Raw genomic sequence first — 19,608 nt, 5'->3', positions numbered from 1 at the left:
GGCGCCTGGCCGGTTCGGGGGAGGGGGCGCGCAGGGCCGGTGGCGGCCCCGCGGATGTCGCGTTCGTCGTCGCGCGGCATGGGCGCGCGACGACGGCGCTCAGTGCGCGTCGTGGTGGCCGTGCGCGAGCTTCGAGTGGTGCCGCGAGTACAGGAAGTAGATCGCGAGACCGATCACGAGCCAGATGCCGAATGCGGCCCACGTGACGGGCTGCAGGTTCAGCATCAGGAACAGGCAGGCCGCGACCGCGAGGATCGGCACCACGGGCACGCCCGGGCAGCGGAACGCGCGCGGCAGGTCGGGGTGCGTGCGGCGCAGCACGAGCACCGCGATCGACACCATCGAGAATGCCGCGAGCGTGCCGATGTTGATCAGTTCGGCGAGCACGTTGAGCGGCACGAGCGCGGCGATCAGCCCGAAGAACAGGCCGACGAGCCAGGTCGTCAGGAACGGCGTCGCGTAGCGCGGGTGCACGCGCGACAGCATCGCCGGCAGCAGCCCGTCGCGCGACATCGCGAAGATCACGCGCGTCTGGCCGTAGCTCATCACGAGAATCACGGTCAGCATGCCGAGCACCGCGCCGAGATCGATGAAGCCCGCGACCCACGTCTCGCCGGCAACCTGCAGCGCGTACGAGATCGGGTGCGAGATGTTCGCGTACCGGGCCGCCGGCACGATGCCGGTCGCGACCGCGGCGACCGTCACGTACAGCACCGCGCACACCGCGAGCGACGCGATGATGCCGATCGGCAGGTCGCGTTTCGGGTTCTTCACCTCCTCGGCCGCCGACGACACCGCGTCGAAGCCGATGAACGCGAAGAACATCACGGCCGCGGCGCCGAACACGCCGTTCCAGCCGTGCGGCATGAACGGCTTCCAGTTCGCGGGCGTCACGTGGAACAGGCCGACCGCGATCACGAGCAGCACGACCGACACCTTGATGAACACCATGATGTTGTTGATGCGGGTCGACTCGCGGATGCCGATCGACAGCAGCGTCGTGATCACGATCATCACGAGGAACGCGGGCAGGTTGAACCACGTGACGACGCCCGGCACGGCGCCGGGCGCGGCCGTCAGCACGGTCGGCAGCGACAGTCCGAAGCCCTGCAGCAGCGACTGCAGGTAGCCCGACCAGCCGACCGACACGGCCGACGACGCGAGGCCGTATTCGAGCATCAGGTCCCAGCCGATGATCCACGCGACGAGCTCGCCGAGCGTCGCGTACGAATACGTGTAGATCGAGCCGGCGACGGGGATCGTCGACGCGAATTCCGCGTACGACAGCGCCGCGAGGCCGCACGCGATCGCGGCGATCACGAACGACAGCATCAGCGCGGGGCCGGCCTGCACGGCGCCGGTGCCGGTCAGCACGAAGATGCCGGTGCCGATGATCGCGCCGATGCCGAGGAAGGTGAGGTCGATCGCGCCGAGCGCTTTCTTGAGCCCAGCGGCGTGCGCGCCGGCGATCATGCGATCGACGTTTTTCTTGCGGAAGAGAGACATTGCGGATGAATCGCCGGCGCGCGCAGGGGCGGCGCGCTGACTGAGTGAAAACCCGTAATTTTAGCCGATTTGACGAACAAGACCCGCTGCGGCGCAGCGGCGTGTCGCGGAATCGTCCGGAAAAACAAGCGCTTGCGCGCGAAACGGGGGCGGTTTGAGGGCGACGCGGCACGTGCCGCGTCGTGGAATCGGACGAATCCGAGGTAGCGGGCGAATCGGGCCGGCCCAACGCCGGCGGGCCGGTCAGGCGCCGGTCGCGGGCGCCATGTCGACCAGCCGGTTGCTCATCACGTAGAACGTGAGTTCCGCGTTGTTCGACAGCCGCATCTTCTCGAGCAGCCGCGACCGGTACACGCTCACCGTCTTCACGGACAGCGACAGCGTGTTCGCGATGTCGGTGAGCCGCTTGCCCGACGCGAGCATGCAGAGCGTCTGGTATTCGCGGTCGGACAGCTTCTCGTGCGGCAGCGGCTCGTTCTCGAACGACACGTATTCGGCGAGCGCCTCGGCCATCGCGGGGCTCACGTACTTGCGGCCGGCCGCGACCTGCTGGATCGCGCCGATCATCTGCGCGGCGTTGACCGTCTTCGACAGGTAGCCGGCCGCGCCGGCCTTCAGCGCGCGTACCGCGTACTGGTCCTCGCGGTACATCGAGAACATCAGCACCGGCGTGCGCGGCAGCTTGCGCTTGAGGCGCTTGAGCACCTCGATGCCGTTGGTGTCCGGGAGCGAGATGTCGAGCAGGATCACGTCGAATTCCTGCTTGTCGACGGCCGCCATCGCGTCGCCGCCGGTCTCGGCCTCGGTGACGTCGCGCGCGATGCCGCGGTCGATCAGCAACTGGCGAATCCCTTGCCGGACGATCGCGTGATCGTCCACGAGCAGGATGTTCAGGCTCATGACGACCTCACGAAAGCGACGCGCGGCGGGCCGCGACGGGCACCGCGAGCAGCGAATCCCACGCGAAACGGGCGGTGACGCGCGTGCCGCGGCCGGTTTCCGGCGTGGCCGTCTCGAAGCCGCCGCCGAAGGCCTCGCAGCGGGCGCGCATGCCGGCGAGGCCGTAGCCGGTGCGGCGGCTGCGCGCGAAACCGGTCCCATCGTCGGCGACAATCAGTGACAGATGCGTGCCGTCGGTGACGATCCGTACGTCGACCGACGTCGCGCGGGCGTGCTTCGCGACGTTCGACAGCGCTTCCTGCGCGACGCGGAATATCGCGAGTGCGCTGGCGCCGGCGATCTGCGTGAGGCGCGCGTCGGCCGCACACACGAAGCTCGTGCGCAGGCCGGTGCGCGCCGCGTGCGTGTCGATCCACGACGACAGCGCGCCGATCATGCCCGCGTCGAGCGCCGGCGTGTCGCGTTCGTCGATCAGCCGGCGATTCGCGTCGGTGGCGGCGTCGAGCGCCTGCTGCGCCAGCTCCAGCGCGCGCAGGCAGCCGTCCGGCGCATCGGCCGGCAGCCACGTTTGAACGTTTGCGAGAGCGAAACGGGCAGCGGTCAATTCGGCGCCGAGCCCGTCGTGCAGCTCGCCGGCCAGATGGCGGCGGGCGGCTTCGTCGGCGGCGAGCAATTGGGCGGACAGGGCCGCGATCCGTGCGGCGGAGGCGTCGCGTCCGGACGCGGTGTCGGGAACGGGCGGAGTCGCGGCGCGGTTGGGCACGCGCTGCTGCGACGGGAACGGGGCGTGGGCGCCCGCGGGCGCGTTAAGCGACGTATCCATGACTCTCCCTGCTGTCAGAAAGCGGTTCAGACACCGGCTGGCTGCGTGAATCGGCTGCCGTTTCGATGACGGTCGCCGCCAGAGAATCGCTCCATGCCGAGGTAACAAAAGTTACACCTTGTAACACTTGCATCCGACCCTTCCACTCTCATTCGAACGACAACCACGCGCGCCGAATAATATCTCAAAATTTCCGAAAAGGTCATGTCGGGCGGACATTTAAGGGTAAATGTGAATAATCGGAATGAACCTGTTGTAGGAAAAACACTGACACCCGACGACCCGGCGATGACGTATCCAAATGTAACTATTTGAGATGAGATGGTCCCAGTTTGTTACGAATTCGCCAAGTGCGGACGAAAAAAAACCGGAGCTTTTGCTCCGGTTCTTGACGATGCGCAAATCTGGGGACCGATCAGTCCACGAACGCGCGCTCGATCACGTAGTGGCCCGGTGCGCTGTTCTTGCCTTCGACGAGGCCGGCCTGCTTCAGCAGGTCGGTCGTATCCTTCAGCATCGCGGTGCTGCCGCACAGCATCACGCGGTCGTTTTCCGGCGAGAACGGCGGGACGTCGAGATCCGTGAACAGCTTGCCCGTCGCGATCAGGTCGGTGATCCGGCCCTCGTTGTCGAACGCTTCGCGCGTGACCGTCGGGTAGTAGACGAGCTTTTCCTTGATGATGTCGCCGAGGTACTCGTGGCCCGGCAGGTCGTGCTTGATGTAGTCCATGTACGCGAGCTCGCCCTTCAGGCGGCACGTGTGCGTCAGGATCACCTTGTCGAAGCGCTCGTAGATCTCCGGATCGCGGATGATCGACATGAACGGCGCGAGGCCCGTGCCCGTCGACAGCATCCACAGCGTCTTGCCCGGCAGCAGGTTGTCGGCGACCAGCGTGCCCGTCGGCTTCTTGCCGATCAGCACGGTGTCGCCCACCTTCAGGTGCTGCAGGCGCGACGTCAGCGGGCCGTTCTGCACCTTGATGCTGAAGAATTCGAGATGCTCTTCGTAGTTCGGGCTGACGATCGAGTAGGCGCGCGCGAGCGGCTTGCCGTCGACCTCGAGGCCGACCATCGTGAATTCGCCGTTGTTGAAGCGCAGGCTCGCCTCACGGGTGCAGGTGAAGCTGAACAGCGTGTCGGTCCAGTGATGGACGGATTGGACGGTGGCGGTGTCGTATTTGCTCATGGCTTTGAAAACGGACGCGCGTGGCGAACGCGTGTAACGGGCCCAAAAACGGGCAAAAAAACCGAGTGCGACGGCCCGATCCTGGATCGGCCGGCCGGCGCGTCGGACACGCGCCTTCTCGATGACAGACGTTTGAGGAACTCGTTATTTTACCCTGTTGACGCCGATCGCGGGCTTGACCCCCGCGGCTGCGCGGATTTGGCGCAACAAATGCTTGCAACGAGCTTTCAGCGATCGGCCGCGAGTTTCGCGCCGAGGCCGACGAGCGCGACGCCGCACAGCGCGTCGAGCGGGCGCCGCACGCGCCGGTAGCCGCGCTGCGCGCGCGGGCTCGCGAACAGGTACGCGACGCACGAATACCAGCCGGCCGACAGCACGCCGATCGTCACCAGCACCGCGCCGTCGAACCACAGCGGCACGTGCGCGGGCAGCATCGCCGCGAACACGCTGGTCCAGAACGCGCACGACTTCGGGTTCGTCAGGCACGTGAACAGGCCGCTGCGGTACGCGCGCAGGTAGTCGCGCGCCTGCGGCGCGGCCAGCGGCGCGGCGGCGTCCGGCGCGTCGACCGGCGCCGCGTCGCGGCGCACGCCCGCGCGCAGCAGTTTCAAGCCGAAATACACGAGATACACGGCGCCGCCGATGCGGATCGCCTCGTACAGCCATTCGACCTGGTGCAGCACGGCCGCGAGACCGAGCATCGCGAGCGTCGCCCACGCGACCGACGCGGTGCCGACGCCGAGCGCCGACGCGGCGCCCAGGCTGCGCCGGCCGGCGAGCGACAGTTGCGAAATCATGAAGAAATTCGGGCCGGGCGTGATCGCCGCGACGAGGTAGACGACGGCGATCTGCAGCAGGATCGGCAGGTAGGTCATGGCGGCGCGGCCCGGCGGCGGGGCGAGGGCGGAATGGGCAAGCCGTTACTGTAGCGCGCGCGGTGCGGCCGCGCTTCGGCGGCGCGCGAGCGGGCCGCTATTGCGGATCGAGCCGCAGGCGCGCGATGTACGGCAGGTGGTCGGACAGCCACGCGGCCTCGCCGGACGGCGCGCGCCATTCGAGCGGCGTCAGGCCGCGCACGAACATCTTGTCGAGCGCGAGCGCCGGCGAGAACGCGGGGAACGTGCGGCCCGATTCGCCGAGCAGCGTCGCGACCTCGGACATCCCGATCTCGCCGAACAGCGCGACCGAGTCGTTGCGCCAGTCGTTGAAGTCGCCGGCGAGCATCAGCGGGCCGTCGCCCGCGTTGCGCACGATCCAGTGCGCGATCCAGTGCATCTGGCGCAGCCGCGCGGCGCGCGTGAGCGCGAGGTGCGCGCACAGCAGCGTGACCGGGCGCGCGCCCGCGAGCGTCGCGCGCGCGACGAGCAGCCCGCGCCGCTCGAAGCGGTGCGCGGAGATGTCCCAGCGGCCGCCGAGGTCGAGCGGGTGCGGCGACAGGATCGCGTTGCCGTGCCGCCACGACGGCTTGAAGACGTTCGGCCCGAGCGCGATCTGCCAGTCGAGCGCATGCGCGATCTCGGTGGCCTGGCAATGCCACACGTCGTCGACCGCGTCGTCCATCTGCGCACCGAAGCCGGGCGCGAGCACGGGGCGCGGCATGCGGCGCGCCATCGCTTCCTGCAGGAAATACACGTCGGCGTGCGTCGACTGCATCCAGTTGCGCATCGCGTTCCACGCGGTGAAGCCGAGCGGCGAGCGGCCCTTGTGCAGGTTCCAGCTGACCGCGGTGATTTCGTCGGGCGCGGCGTGCGGTTCGGCGAACGGCAGGGACAGGGCGTCGGCGGACATGACGCTCAGTCCTTCGCGACGTGCGCACGCACGCGGTACACGAGGTGCGGATGCTGCTCGACGAGCGTCCAGTCGGTCCACGCATCGCCGCCGACCGACAGGCCGGGATGGCTCGCGACGATCTGCCGCGGCGACGCCGGTATGCACGGATCGCTGCGCGTCGCGTTTTCGTCGTCGAGCGTTTCCTGCACGTCGAGCGCGAGCGACACCGTGTTCGCACCGGCATCGACGGCGAGCGGCGCGACGGTGACCGAACGCGTGCGCTCGGCCGGCACGACGCGCGCGGCATTGCCGCAGCCGACCGGCACGGCGGACGGATAACGATGGGTATCCGTGCGGCTCTGACCGACGGTGGTGCGCTGCTGGAACGTGTCGATCGTCTGACCGTCGCGCACCACCTGGATCTCCCACGCGACGGAGGCCGGCGCGGGGCTTTGCGCATGGGCGGCGAGCGCGACGCTCGCAAGCAGGACGGCCAGGCCGTGTTTCAGCATGAAACGTCTCCGGAAACGCGCGATAACGGGGAACGGACGCACATCTTACGCCCGATCGATTTCGCTCGTGATGTGACAGGACAGGCGGCGACAGGTTCGCCGCAAGATGCGGTCCTGCCGGAAAGGTAGGGCCGCCGCACGCGTTTTCAAGCGAAGAAGCGCGCGAACTCGGCGACGGGCGCGCGTTCGGTGACGAGGCGGTTCTCGATCGCGTCGGGGTCCGCGTGGCCGAGCGACATCCCGCAGACGAACTGTTCGTTGGCGGGAATGCCGAGGTGGCCGGCGATGATCCGGTGAAACGGCACGAACGCGGCCTGCGGGCAGGTGTCGAGCCCGCGTGCGTGCGCGGCCGTCATCACGCCCTGCAGGAACATCCCGCAATCGAGCCACGCGCCGTGCGTCATCACGCGGTCGAGCGTGAAGAACAGCGCGACCGGCGCATCGAAGAAACGGAAGTTGCGCGCATGCTGCGCATGCATGCGCGCCTTCTCGTCGCGGCCGATGTTCAACAGGCCGTACAGGTCCCAGCCGACCTTGCGGCGCCGGTCGACATACGGCGACACCCATTCGCGCGGGTAGTAGTCGTATTCGGCGACGTATTTCTCGTCGCGCGCGGGATCGTCGTGCGCCGCGGTCAGCGCGGCAGCGAGCGCATCGCGCGTGGCGCCCGTCGCGACGTACACGCGCCACGGCTGGATGTTGGTGCCCGACGGCGCGCGGCTCGCGGCTTCGAGGATCGCCTCGAGCGTGTCGCGCGGCACGGGCGTCGGCAGGAAGGCGCGGATCGCGCGGCGCGACGTGAGCGCCGCGTCGACGGCGTCGATCGCATCGGCATGAACGCGCGGGGAAGCAGTGGGGACGGACATCGGCATACCTTCGGGCCATCGGGCGACGCGCCGCGCGGGCGCCGTCGGCAACACCGGCGCGGCGGGTGGGTGAACCGACGATCATACGCCGCGGCGCGCGGCCGTGCAGCGCGCGCGAGGTGTTAGCAGCAGACTCGCCCGGCTGCTTGCTTGCGCGGTGATGCGGGATCGCTACACTGAAATCGTAAGGGTCTGATGATCATGTGATGGCAAGTGCAGCGAGGTTGGTATGACGACGGCGATGGTGAAACATGAACTGGCGGTGGCCTCCTTCAGCACGGTGTACGACCTCGAGCAGGTCGAGACGGCGCTGAGCGACCTGAACGAGAGCGCGAGCGACGCACTGCGCGCCACTTACGAGCGGATGCTCAAGACGGGGAATCTGCGCTTCTGCGTGAAGCCGAACCGGATGCCGTCGTTCGATGAGCTCGGCGAAGCATTGCCGAATTTCGGCGAGCCGCTCGACGACGTGCGCAAGCAGGTCGCGCTGTGCCTCGAAACGGACGACCGGCTCGAACTGATGCCGATCCTGCTGCTCGGGCCGCCCGGGATCGGCAAGACGCATTTCGCGAAGGCGCTCGCGCACCTGCTCGGCACCGCGTACCACTACGTGCCGATGAGTTCGCTGACGGCCGGCTGGATCCTGTCGGGCGCGTCGTCGCAATGGAAGAACGCGAAGCCCGGCAAGGTGTTCGAGGCGCTCGTGAACGGCAGCTACGCGAACCCGGTGATCGCGGTCGACGAGATCGACAAGGCCGGCAGCGATGCGCAATACGATCCGCTCGGCGCGCTGTACGCGTTGCTCGAGCACGACACGGCGCGCGCGTTCGTCGACGAATTCGCGGAAGTGCCGATCAATGCGGGCAACGTGATCTGGATCGCGACCGCGAACGACGCGCAGGCGATTCCGGAGCCGCTGCTCAACCGGATGAACGTGTACGAGATCGCGCCGCCCGATGCGGCCGGCGCGCGCCGGATCGCGCAGACGATCTACGACGAGATCCGCACGTCGCATGCGTGGGGGCAGCGCTTCCCCGACACGCTCGGCGACGACGCGCTCGACGTGCTGGCCGCGACGCCGCCGCGCACGATGCGCCGCGCGCTGCTGCACGCCTTCGGCGCCGCGCGGCTCGACGGCCGCGATGCGATCGGGCCGCACGACATCCGCGCGGACGAAGGCGCCCAGAAGCGCCGGCCGATCGGCTTCTGACACGCTGGCGCGTGCACGGCCGCGGGGTGGGCGGGGTGGGCGCGCTGCACGCGCCGCCGCCCCGCCGGCGGCCCCGTCGCGACGCGATGCAACCGGGTTCGGCAAGCGAATGAACCGGGACGTACAATTCTCTTCTCCCCCTTCGACGCGTTAGCGGCGCGAAATGTCATGGAGCAGATGGATTGTGTCGTGATCGGCGCGGGCGTCGTCGGTCTGGCGATCGCGCGGGAACTGGCCGCGCGCGGGCGTGAAACGATCGTACTCGAGGCGGCCGACGCGATCGGCACGGGCACGAGTTCGCGCAACAGCGAAGTGATCCACGCGGGGCTCTATTACGCGCGCGGGTCGCTGAAGGCGACGTCGTGCGTGCATGGCCGCGACATGCTGTACGAATTCTGCGAAACGCATCACGTGCCGCACCGGCGTGCGGGCAAGCTGCTCGTCGCGACGAGCGCCGCGCAGGTGAAGCAGCTGAAGGCGATCGCCGCGCGCGCGGTCGAAAACGGCGTGCTCGACCTGCTGCCGCTCACGCGTGCCGAGGCGCAGACGCTCGAGCCCGCGCTCGAATGCGTGGAGGCGCTGTTCTCGCCGTCGACGGGCATCGTCGACAGCCACCAGCTGATGCTCGCGCTGCTCGGCGACGCGCAGCGCGACGGCGCGATGTGCGCGTTGAAATCCCCGGTCGAATCGATCGACGTGCTGCGCGGCGGGCGCTTCGTCGTGCGCACGGGCGGCGACGCGCCGACCGAGATCGAGGCCGCATGCGTGATCAACAGCGCGGGGCTCGGCGCGCAGGCGCTCGCGCGCCGCACGCACGGGCTCGACCCGCGCTGGGTGCCGCCGCTCTATCTCGCGCGCGGCAATTACTTCAGCCTGTCGGGCCGCGCGCCGTTTTCGCACCTGATCTACCCGATGCCCGATCGCGCGGGGCTCGGCGTGCACCTGACGCTCGATCTCGGCGGGCAGGCGCGCTTCGGCCCGGACGTCGAGTGGTGCGATTCGCTGCGCTACGAAGTCGATCCGGCGCGCGCGGGCGCGTTCTACGCGTCGATCCGCGCGTTCTGGCCGGGCCTGCCCGACGGCGCGCTGCAGCCGGCGTACGCGGGCATCCGGCCGAAGCTCGCGGGGCCCGGCGAGCCGCCGGCCGATTTCATCGTGCAGGGTGCCGCGCAGCATGGCGTGCGCGGGCTCGTGAACCTGTTCGGCATCGAGTCGCCGGGGCTCACCGCGTCGCTCGCGCTCGCGCAGCGTGTGGGAGAGATGACCGCCCGCCGTTGACGCGGCGCGCGTGACGGCAGTGCGAAATCCCTTATCTCCGGAATTTCGGCGCGCACATTTATTCGCTTGAGCGTTATTCTGTCGAACGGCTGTCGCCAGAACAGCTTTCAAATCGATAACGTTGGAGCGAGTCCCCCATGAAAACATCCCGTCGGAGTTTCCTGATTACGAGCATTGGTGCCGTGTCCGCGCTGGCGCTGTCGCGCGAAGCGCTGGCCGATGCGCCGATGCTGTCGGAGACGGATCCGACCGCCGTGGCGCTCGGCTACAAGGCCGATGCCACCAAGGTCGACAAGACGAAGTACCCGAAATACGCCGCGGGCCAGGATTGCGCGGCCTGCATGCTGTACCAGGGCAAGAAGGGCTCGGCTTCGGGCCCGTGCGGCGCCTTCCCCGGCAAGCAGGTGTCGGCGAAGGGCTGGTGCAGCGCCTTCTCGAAGATGGGTTGAGGCCCGTGCGGCATCGTGCGATGCCGCATTGTGGCGAAAACCGCACAACGCCCGCCGTCGAACGATGGCGGGCGTTTTTTATTGCTTGAAAACGGTTCCGTCGCTTTCTACACTCGCTGCAAACCTGCGCGCCGCGGCCCACCCGCGCGACGCGCCGCCCGATACGGTGAATTCACGAGGACGACACACGCATGGCGACGATTGCGAATTCAACCAAAACGGTGCGGCCCGAGCGTGCGCTGAACCGCCGCGCGGTGGCCGCCGCCGTGATCGGCAACGCGCTCGAGTGGTACGACTTCACGGTGTTCGGCTTCATGACCGTCGTGATCGCCGAGCTGTTCTTCCCGACCTCCAGCGAATACTCGTCGCTGCTCCTCACCACCGCGACGTTCGGCGTCGCGTTCTTCATGCGCCCGATCGGCGGCATCGTGTTCGGGCTGTACGCGGATCGCGCGGGCCGCAAGGCCGCGCTGTCGCTCGTGATCCTGCTGATGACCGCCGGCATCTTCCTGCTCGCGATCGCGCCGCCCTATGCGGCGATCGGCATCGGCGGCCCGATCCTGATCGTGCTCGGCCGGCTGCTGCAGGGCTTTTCCGCGGGCGGCGAATTCGGCAGCGCGACGGCGCTGCTGATCGAAGCCGCGCCGTTCTCGAAACGCGGCTTCTACGGCAGCTGGCAGATGGCGAGCCAGGCGGCCGCGCTGCTGATCGGCGCGCTCGTCGGCGCGGCCGTCACGCGCGGGCTGTCGCACGACGCGCTGCGCAGCTGGGGCTGGCGCGTGCCGTTCGTCCTCGGGCTCCTGATCGGCCCGATCGGCTTCTACATCCGCCGCCATCTCGCCGATTCCGAGGCGTTCCTGCATGCGCAGCAGAGCGCGCGCCGCGCGACGCTCGGCGAAGTGTTCACGCGCCACCCGCGCGAGGTGCTGTGCGGGCTCGGCTCGGTGATCGCGCTGACGGTGACGATCTACGTGCTGATCAGCTATCTGCCGACCTTCGCGGTGAAACAGCTGAAGCTGCCGTACGCGGAATCGTTCTACGCGGTGATCGTCGGCAACCTGCTGCTGATGGTGTTGTCGCCGGTCGCGGGCGCATGGTCCGACCGCATCGGCCGCAAGGGGCTGTCGCTGTGGTCGCTGGTGCTGACGCTCGCGCTGATGTATCCGCTGTTCGCGTGGCTCGACGCGGCGCCGAGCATCGGGCGGCTGATCGCGGTGCAGGCCGTGCTGTCGGTGACGCTCGCGGGCTACTACGGGCCGTTCGGCGCGATGATCGCCGAGCTGTTCCCGGCCAACGTGCGCTCGACCGGGCTGTCGATTGCATACAACGTCGCGGTGATGCTGTTCGGCGGCTTCGGGCAGTTCATCGTCACGTGGCTGATCAAGGTCACGGGCACGCCGCTCGCGCCGACCTACTACGTGATGGCCGGCATCGCGCTGTCGATCGTCGCGGTCGCGTTCGTGCCCGCGCGCAGCGCCGACCTCGATGCGCCGGCGTGATCGCATGACGGATCGAGGACGGTCATCGGATCGTTTCGCAAAACGCAATGATGGACGGGTGGCAAAACGATGAAAACAGCCGCCGCCCCCCACGCGTTCGCGCCCGAATTGTTTAGTTGTCGAACGAAACTTGCGCCGGATGAACGGAACTGCCGTTCGCGCGCGTTCTCGCATTTCCCGCGGGGGCGAAACATCGGCAAAAACCCGCGCAAGGGCGTCGAGAAGAGTTTTTTCTCCAGCTTGTTGCAGCATCGCTAGCTCAAGTAATATCCGCGTACGCCGGACCCTGGCGGGAACGGTTCCGATCTGGAGACCTGGAGGAAACATGGAATACAACCGTCTGTTGCACACCCTGCGTGTTACAGCCATTGCAGGCGTGGCAGCGGCATCGCTCGGCGTCGCGGGCTCTGCATTCGCACAGATCCCGAACAAAACGCTCGTCTACTGCTCAGAAGGCAGCCCGGCGGGTTTCGATTCCGCGCAATTCACGACCGGCGTCGATTTCACCGCCGCCACGTTCACCGTCTACAACCGTCTCGTCGAATTCGAGCGCGGCGGCACGAAGGTCGAGCCGGGCCTTGCCGAGAAGTGGGACGTGTCGTCCGACGGCAAGGTGTATACGTTCCATCTGCGCCACGGCGTGAAGTTCCACACGACCGACTTCTTCAAGCCGACGCGCGAATTCAACGCGGATGACGTGCTGTTCACGTTCGAGCGCATGCTCGATCCGAACCAGGCGTTCCGCAAGGCGTACCCGGTGTCGTTCCCGTACTTCACCGACATGGGCCTCGACAAGCTGATCACGAAGGTCGAGAAGGTCGATCCGTACACCGTGAAGTTCACGCTGGCCGAGCCGAATGCGCCGTTCATCCAGAACATGGCGATGGAATTCGCGTCGATCCTGTCGGCCGAATACGGCGACCAGCTGATGAAGGCCGGCAAGGCCGCCGACATCAACCAGAAGCCGATCGGCACGGGCCCGTTCATCTTCCGCAGCTACACGAAGGACGCGACGATCCGTTTCGACGGCAATCCTGATTACTGGAAGAAGGGCGAAGTGAAGCTGTCGAAGCTGATCTTCTCGATCACGCCGGATCCGGGCGTGCGCGTGCAGAAGATCAAGCGCAACGAATGCCAGGTGATGAGCTATCCGCGTCCGGCCGACATCGCGACGCTGAAGGCCGACGCGAACGTCGACATGCCGTCGCAGGCCGGCTTCAACCTCGGCTACCTCGCGTACAACGTCGAGCACAAGCCGGTCGACAAGCTCGAAGTGCGTCAGGCGCTCGACATGGCGATCAACAAGAAGGCGATCCTCGAGTCCGTCTACCAGGGCGCCGGCCAGGCCGCGACCGCGCCGATGCCGCCGACCCAATGGTCGTACGACAAGAACCTGAAGATGGCCGCCTACGACACCGCGAAGGCGAAGGCGCTGCTCGCGAAGGCAGGCTTCCCGAACGGTTTCGAGATCACGCTGTGGGCGATGCCCGTGCAGCGCGCGTACAACCCGAACGCCCGCCTGATGGCCGAGATGATCCAGGCCGACTGGGCGAAGATCGGCGTGAAGGCGAAGATCGTCACGTACGAGTGGGGCGAGTACATCAAGCGCGCGCACACGGGCGAGCAGGATACGATGCTGATCGGCTGGACGGGCGACAACGGCGATCCGGACAACTGGCTCGGCACGCTGCTCGGCTGCGAGGCGATCAAGGGCAACAACTTCTCGCACTGGTGCTACAAGCCGTTCGACGAGCTGGTCCAGAAGGGCCGCACGACGACGGGCCAGGACGCCCGGACGAAGCTCTACACGCAGGCCCAGCAGATCTTCGCGCAACAGCTGCCGTTCTCGCCGATCGCGAACTCGACGGTCTACCAGCCGGTGCGCAAGAACGTGGTCGACATGCGTATCGAACCGCTCGGCTATGCCCGCTTCGACGGTGTTAGCGTGAAGTAACGCGCCTGTCGTAAGCTGTCGCGAAGACCGGCTAACTCATCCGGCGGCGGGAGGCCAAAAGCTTCCCGTCGCCGGTCGCACATTTCCCACAAGAAAATACGAGACGCATCATGTTCAGATTCGTGTTGCGCCGCGTGGGCATGGTGATCCCGACCTTCATCGGCATCACCATCCTGGCGTTTGCGCTGATTCACCTGATACCGGGCGACCCCATCGAAGTGATGATGGGCGAGCGTGGCGTCGATCCCGCGATGCATGCGGAGGCGATGAAACGCCTCGGGCTCGACCAGCCGCTGCCCATGCAGTACATCCACTACATCGGCCGGGCGCTGCATGGCGACCTTGGCACGTCGATCATCACCAACACGAGCGTCGCGGGCGAATTCTTCGCGCGCTTCCCGGCGACCGTCGAGCTGTCGCTGTGCGCGCTCGTGTTCGCGCTCGCGGTCGGGCTGCCGGCCGGCGTGATCGCCGCGCTGCGGCGCGGCTCGGTGATCGACCACGGCGTGATGGGGACCGCGCTCACCGGTTACTCGATGCCGATCTTCTGGTGGGGGCTGATCCTCATCATGGTCTTTTCGTCGTACCTCGGCTGGACGCCCGTGTCGGGGCGCATCGCCGTCGAATACGATTTCCCGCATCCGACGGGCTTCATGCTGATCGACGCGCTGCTCGCGCCGGACGAAGGCTCGTTCAAGTCGGCGGTCAGCCACCTGATCCTGCCCGCGATCGTGCTCGGCACGATCCCGCTCGCGGTGATCGCGCGGATGACGCGCTCGTCGATGCTCGAAGTGCTGCGCGAGGATTACATCCGCACCGCACGCGCGAAGGGGCTGTCGCCCGTGCGCGTGGTCGTCGTGCATGCGCTGCGCAACGCGCTGATCCCGGTCGTCACCGTGATCGGCCTGCAGATCGGCACGCTGCTCGCGGGCGCGGTGCTGACCGAGACGCTCTTTTCGTGGCCCGGTGTCGGCAAGTGGCTGATCGATGCGATCGGCCGCCGCGACTATCCGGTCGTCCAGGGCGGCATCCTGTTGATCGCGACGCTCGTGATCGTCGTGAACCTGGTCGTCGACCTGCTGTACGGCGTGCTGAATCCGCGCATCCGCCACACGAGGTAATTCCATGAGCAATCTGCAAAATACCCTGCCGACCGAATCCGCGCCGGCCGGCGGCCGTGCGCTCGCGCTGCGCGAGTTCTGGGCCAACTTCTCGCGCAACCGCGGCGCCGTCGGCGCCGGCATCGTCGTGATCGTGCTGATCCTCGTCGCGCTGCTCGCGCCGCTGATCGCGCCGCACAGCCCGGTCGAACAATACCGCGACTACGTGAAGATCCCGCCCGCGTGGCTCGCCGGCGGCAATTGGCAATTCATCCTCGGCACCGACGAAGCGGGCCGCGACATCCTTTCGCGGCTGATGTTCGGCGCGCGGATGTCGTTCTGGATCGGCTTCGTGTCGGTCGTGCTCGCACTGATCCCGGGCATCGTGCTCGGGCTCGTCGCCGCGTTCTTCCAGAAGTGGGCCGACACGCCCGTGATGCGCATCATGGACGTGCTGCTCGCGCTGCCGTCGCTGCTGCTCGCGGTCGCGGTCGTCGCGATCATCGGCCCGGGCCTCACCAACACGATGTTCGCGATCGCGATCGTCGCGCTGCCGGCCTACGTGCGCCTCACGCGCGCATCGGCGCTCGGCGAGCTGCAGAAGGAATACGTGACGGCGTCGCGCGTGGCCGGTGCCGGCACGCTGCGCCTGATGTTCTCGCAGGTGCTGCCCAACTGCACGGCGCCGCTGATCGTGCAGGCGACGCTCGGCTTCTCGTCGGCGATCCTCGACGCTGCCGCGCTCGGCTTCCTCGGCCTCGGCGTGCAGCCGCCGACCGCCGAGTGGGGCGCGATGCTGGCCTCCGCGCGCGACTACATCGACAACGCGTGGTGGATCGTGACGATGCCGGGCCTGTCGATCCTGATTTCGGTGCTCGCGATCAACCTGCTCGGCGACGGGCTGCGCGACGCGCTCGATCCCAAACTGAAACGGATGGCATGACCATGAGCACTCTTCTGACCATCCGCAATCTCGCGGTGAATTTCAACGGCCTGCCTGCCGTCGACCGGATCAACCTGTCGATCGCGCCGGGCGAGGTGGTGGGCGTCGTCGGCGAATCGGGCTCGGGCAAGAGCGTGACGATGATGGCGCTGATGGGCCTGATCGACGCGCCGGGCAAGGTGACGGCCGACGAGGTCACGTTCAACGGCGTCGACCTGCTGAAGGCGTCGCCGAAGGCGCGCCGCAAGATCGTCGGCAAGGACATCGCGATGGTGTTCCAGGACGCGCTGACGAGCCTGAACCCGAGCTACACGGTCGGCTACCAGATCAAGGAGGTGTTGAAGCTGCACGAAGGGCTGCGCGGCGACGCGCTGAACCGGCGCGCGCTCGAACTGCTCGACCAGGTCGGTATTCCCGACGCGAAGAACCGCATCGCGTCGTTCCCGCACCAGATGTCGGGCGGGATGAACCAGCGCGTGATGATCGCGATGGCCGTCGCATGCAACCCGAAGCTCCTGATCGCCGACGAGCCGACCACCGCGCTCGACGTGACGATCCAGGCGCAGATCATGGATCTGCTCGTGAAGCTGCAGAAGGAGCGCGGGATGGCGCTCGTGCTGATCTCGCACGACCTGGCCGTGGTGTCGGAGGTCGCGCAGCGCGTCGCGGTGATGTACGCGGGCGAGATCATCGAGACCAACAGCGTGCCCGACATCTTCCGTGCGCCGCATCATCCGTACACCGAAGCGCTGCTCGCCGCGATTCCCGAGCACAATCAGGGGGCGCGTCGCCTTGCCGCATTGCCGGGCATGGTGCCGGGCCGCGATGATCGCCCGTCCGGGTGCCTGTTCGCGCCGCGCTGCAAGTACGTCGTCGACGATTGCCGCAAGGCGCGGCCGGCGCTCGACACGCTGGTGCCGGGCAACGACGCGATGCGCGCGCGCTGCATCAAGCCGCTCAATGTTTCCAACCTCGACCTGACGGGAGGCGCACGATGAATGCAGTCCAAGATACGCGCCACGCGTCGCCCGACGAGGACGTCCTGGTGGCCGACAGCCTCGCGAAGCACTATTCGGTGAAGCGCGGGATGTTCGGGCAGGGCACGGTGAAGGCGCTGAACGGCGTGTCGTTCTCGCTGAAACGCGGCAAGACGCTCGCCGTCGTCGGCGAGTCGGGCTGCGGGAAGTCGACGCTCGCGCGCCAGCTCACGATGATCGAGACGCCCACGTCGGGCAGCCTGACGATCGACGGCAAGAATGTCGCCGGCGCGAGCCGCGACACGATCGCCGAGCTGCGCCGCCGCGTGCAGATGGTGTTCCAGAACCCGTTCGCATCGCTGAATCCGCGCAAGACCGTCGAGCAGACGCTGTCCGAGCCGCTCGAGATCAACGCGAACCTGACGGCTGCCGAGCGTGCCGCACGCATCGCGCAGATCATGCGCACGGTCGGCCTGCGGCCCGAACACGCGAAGCGCTATCCGCACATGTTCTCGGGCGGCCAGCGCCAGCGTGTCGCGATCGCGCGCGCGATGATCCTCGATCCGCGCATCGTCGTCGCCGACGAGCCGGTGTCCGCGCTCGACGTGTCGATCCAGGCGCAGATCCTGAACCTGTTCATGGACCTGCAGGAGCAGTTCAAGACGAGCTACGTGTTCATCTCGCACAACCTGTCGGTGGTCGAGCACGTCGCGGACGACGTGATGGTGATGTACTTCGGCAGCGTCGCCGAGCTCGGCGACAAGGCGACGATCTACGCGCGGCCGCGCCACCCGTACACGCGGGCGCTGATGTCGGCGACGCCGGCGATCTTCGAGGAAGACCGCCGCGTGCAGATCAAGCTGCAGGGCGAACTGCCGTCGCCGCTCAATCCGCCGTCGGGCTGCGCGTTCCACCAGCGCTGCCCGTATGCGGTCGAGCGGTGCCGCGCGGAGGAGCCGAAGCTGCGCGAGGTCGACGGCCGGCAGGTGGCCTGCCATCGCGCCGAGGAGGTAGGGGAGGCGAATGCCTGAAGCGTTGGCGGCGCGCGTGTCCGGCGTGCGCCGTGCGGGGGCAAGCGGGGCGCGCGTGATGCGCGCGTACCGCGACGCGCGGCGCTGGAGCGTGCGTACCGTCACGGGCGCGGCGCTGGCCGGCGCGTGCGTGGCGGCCAGCCTCGTGGTTCCCGTCGAATCCGCGCGCGCCGAAGGGCGCGCGCCGGCCACGTCACCGATCCATCCGTCGCAAGTCCCGCCGCCCGGCATGAGCCTGCCGGGCTTCCACGCGCCGTCCGTATCGGACGGCACGGTGTCGCGCGGCACCGTGCGCGTGCAGCCCGCGCGCATGCCGTTCTACGTCGCGACCAAGGGTAACGTCACGCTGTACGTGCTCGGCACGCTGCATACCGGCGACCCGTCCGATTACCCGAGCGCGCAGCCGTTCCGGCCGCGCATCCTGGCGGCGCTCGCCGCGTCGCCGACGCTTGCGCTCGAACTGTCGCCCGACGATCTGCTCGAATCGCAGGACGACGTGTCGAAGTACGGCGTGTGCCGCTACCCGTGCCTGCAACGCCTGCTGCCCGAGCCGTTGTGGCAGCGGCTCGCGGCACGCCTGCGCGGCAACCCGGCCGCGCTCGCCGAGATCCGCAAGATGCGGCCGTGGCTCGCGGCGCTCGTCGTCGAGACCTACGATTCGCTGTCGGCCGGCCTGCAGACCGAATACGGCACCGAGGCCCAGCTGCAGAACGTGTTCCTGAAGAAGAAGGGCGGCCGCGTGATCGGGCTCGAGACGCTCGCCGAACAGATGCGCGCGTTCACCGGGCTGACGCTGGCCGAGCAGCGCGAGATGCTCGCGCAGGACATGGTGCAGACACCCGCGCAGAACGCCGACGACATCAAGGCGCTGCACCGGCTGTGGCGAATTGGAGACGCCGACGCGATCTCCGCGTGGGCCGTCGCGAAGAGCGAGCGGCTCGCGCGTTCGAAGGTGCTGTCGGCGTCGATCGACAACAAGATCGTGTACGAGCGCAACCGGCGCTTCGTTGCACGGATGACTGCAATCGCCGCGCCGAACCGGCCGCTGTTCGTCGCGATCGGCGCGCTGCATCTGGGCGGCCCGCGCGGCGTGCTCGAATTGTTGCGTCAACAAGGTTACAGGGTCGACGCGAACTGATCGCCGCCGTCGCGCCCGAACCGATCCTCCCCTGTTTGATCGACGTCGTTCGGGCCACGTCAAACGCTTGTTTGTACACGCGATTCGATAAGGAAAACCCTCGATTCGTCGGAAAATAGCGTTTCAAACGATTGACATCCCGTTCCGCCAATATCTATTCTTCGATCCACAAGTTGAAAAATTGAAAAGAATAGAAAAAGTTCTACGGGGTAGCAGAAAACAAAGCGCGGGGTGAGCGCGTTGCCGGCACGTGGTGCACACGTGTCGGCCGCGGAAGTGTCTGCATGTACGGCGGGGCCAATCATCGTCGGACAACAACAATACATGCAGGCCGACTTGCGGATAAGCGACGCTCCGTCGTCTGACCGGGGAAGGCAGTGATCGGGCGGCGGCGGACGTTTTTTAATCCGGAATATTTTTCCGGTCCCGTCGAAAGACGGTTTCGGGGGGCGAATCGACAGACGGC

General features: G+C 67.4%; 18 protein-coding genes. 10 read left to right on the top strand and 8 right to left on the bottom strand.

Annotated features, from left to right (window positions below; translation table 11 throughout):
- Positions 1-99: 99 nt before the first annotated feature.
- From bcaP to AC1VVG_RS16065, 8 genes are all read right to left on the bottom strand, one after another.
- A complete protein-coding gene (bcaP, locus tag AC1VVG_RS16100) occupies positions 100-1,506 on the bottom strand; it encodes a branched-chain amino acid transporter BcaP (protein WP_059561522.1) in 1,407 nt (468 codons plus the stop codon).
- 243 nt (positions 1,507-1,749) lie between these two features.
- Complete coding sequence (rqpR, locus tag AC1VVG_RS16095) at positions 1,750-2,406, bottom strand: response regulator transcription factor RqpR (protein ID WP_049036699.1); 657 nt, start codon at positions 2,404-2,406, stop codon at positions 1,750-1,752.
- 7 nt (positions 2,407-2,413) lie between these two features.
- Entirely contained in the window at positions 2,414-3,229 is an 816-nt protein-coding gene (gene rqpS, locus AC1VVG_RS16090; protein ID WP_049036700.1) for a quorum system sensor histidine kinase RqpS, read from the bottom strand.
- Between the two features lie 415 nt (positions 3,230-3,644).
- A complete protein-coding gene (locus tag AC1VVG_RS16085; RefSeq protein WP_034190283.1) occupies positions 3,645-4,415 on the bottom strand; it encodes a ferredoxin--NADP reductase in 771 nt (256 codons plus the stop codon).
- A gap of 227 nt (positions 4,416-4,642) precedes the next feature.
- Positions 4,643-5,290, bottom strand: coding sequence for a LysE family translocator (locus AC1VVG_RS16080; protein ID WP_069245721.1), 648 nt, complete (start codon positions 5,288-5,290; stop codon positions 4,643-4,645).
- 97 nt (positions 5,291-5,387) lie between these two features.
- Positions 5,388-6,203 carry an endonuclease/exonuclease/phosphatase family protein gene (locus AC1VVG_RS16075; protein ID WP_034190285.1) on the bottom strand — a complete coding sequence of 272 codons (816 nt, stop codon included), beginning with the start codon at positions 6,201-6,203 and terminating at the stop codon, positions 5,388-5,390.
- A gap of 5 nt (positions 6,204-6,208) precedes the next feature.
- On the bottom strand, positions 6,209-6,697 hold the full coding sequence (locus tag AC1VVG_RS16070) for a hypothetical protein (RefSeq protein ID WP_059561530.1): 489 nt from the start codon (positions 6,695-6,697) through the stop codon (positions 6,209-6,211).
- 146 nt (positions 6,698-6,843) lie between these two features.
- A complete protein-coding gene (locus AC1VVG_RS16065; protein WP_473376206.1) occupies positions 6,844-7,563 on the bottom strand; it encodes a nitroreductase in 720 nt (239 codons plus the stop codon).
- Between the two features lie 229 nt (positions 7,564-7,792).
- Here AC1VVG_RS16065 and AC1VVG_RS16060 point away from each other — a divergent pair, with 229 nt between their 5' ends.
- From AC1VVG_RS16060 to AC1VVG_RS16015, 10 genes are all read left to right on the top strand, one after another.
- A complete protein-coding gene (locus tag AC1VVG_RS16060) occupies positions 7,793-8,773 on the top strand; it encodes an AAA family ATPase (RefSeq protein ID WP_034190287.1) in 981 nt (326 codons plus the stop codon).
- Between the two features lie 168 nt (positions 8,774-8,941).
- Entirely contained in the window at positions 8,942-10,051 is a 1,110-nt protein-coding gene (locus AC1VVG_RS16055; RefSeq protein ID WP_034190288.1) for an NAD(P)/FAD-dependent oxidoreductase, read from the top strand.
- A 137-nt stretch (positions 10,052-10,188) separates the two neighbouring features.
- Positions 10,189-10,500, top strand: a complete 312-nt coding sequence (locus AC1VVG_RS16050; protein ID WP_021163765.1) for a high-potential iron-sulfur protein — start codon at positions 10,189-10,191, stop codon at positions 10,498-10,500.
- A gap of 191 nt (positions 10,501-10,691) precedes the next feature.
- On the top strand, positions 10,692-11,999 hold the full coding sequence (locus AC1VVG_RS16045) for an MFS transporter (protein ID WP_034190289.1): 1,308 nt from the start codon (positions 10,692-10,694) through the stop codon (positions 11,997-11,999).
- A 325-nt stretch (positions 12,000-12,324) separates the two neighbouring features.
- The gene (locus AC1VVG_RS16040; protein ID WP_034190290.1) at positions 12,325-13,953 is read left to right on the top strand and encodes an ABC transporter substrate-binding protein; all 1,629 of its coding nucleotides are present in this window, start codon (positions 12,325-12,327) and stop codon (positions 13,951-13,953) included.
- Between the two features lie 110 nt (positions 13,954-14,063).
- Positions 14,064-15,074 carry an ABC transporter permease subunit gene (locus tag AC1VVG_RS16035; RefSeq protein WP_034190291.1) on the top strand — a complete coding sequence of 337 codons (1,011 nt, stop codon included), beginning with the start codon at positions 14,064-14,066 and terminating at the stop codon, positions 15,072-15,074.
- Positions 15,075-15,078: 4 nt separating this feature from the next.
- Positions 15,079-15,996 (top strand): ABC transporter permease subunit, encoded by a 918-nt coding sequence (locus tag AC1VVG_RS16030; protein WP_034190292.1) that lies wholly within the window; start codon positions 15,079-15,081, stop codon positions 15,994-15,996.
- A 2-nt stretch (positions 15,997-15,998) separates the two neighbouring features.
- Complete coding sequence (locus AC1VVG_RS16025) at positions 15,999-16,994, top strand: ABC transporter ATP-binding protein (RefSeq protein WP_175029089.1); 996 nt, start codon at positions 15,999-16,001, stop codon at positions 16,992-16,994.
- Positions 16,991-18,004, top strand: coding sequence for a peptide ABC transporter ATP-binding protein (locus AC1VVG_RS16020; protein ID WP_482835840.1), 1,014 nt, complete (start codon positions 16,991-16,993; stop codon positions 18,002-18,004). Before AC1VVG_RS16025 ends, AC1VVG_RS16020 begins: the two co-directional genes overlap by 4 nt.
- The gene (locus AC1VVG_RS16015; RefSeq protein WP_034190295.1) at positions 17,997-19,142 is read left to right on the top strand and encodes a TraB/GumN family protein; all 1,146 of its coding nucleotides are present in this window, start codon (positions 17,997-17,999) and stop codon (positions 19,140-19,142) included. The genes AC1VVG_RS16020 and AC1VVG_RS16015 overlap by 8 nt, the downstream gene beginning before the upstream one ends.
- Positions 19,143-19,608: the final 466 nt, after the last annotated feature.

It is taken from the genome of Burkholderia sp. L-4, assembly GCF_056856535.1.
Note: the sequence above shows the minus strand (reverse complement) of the source record. Positions and strands in the feature narration are given on the sequence as shown.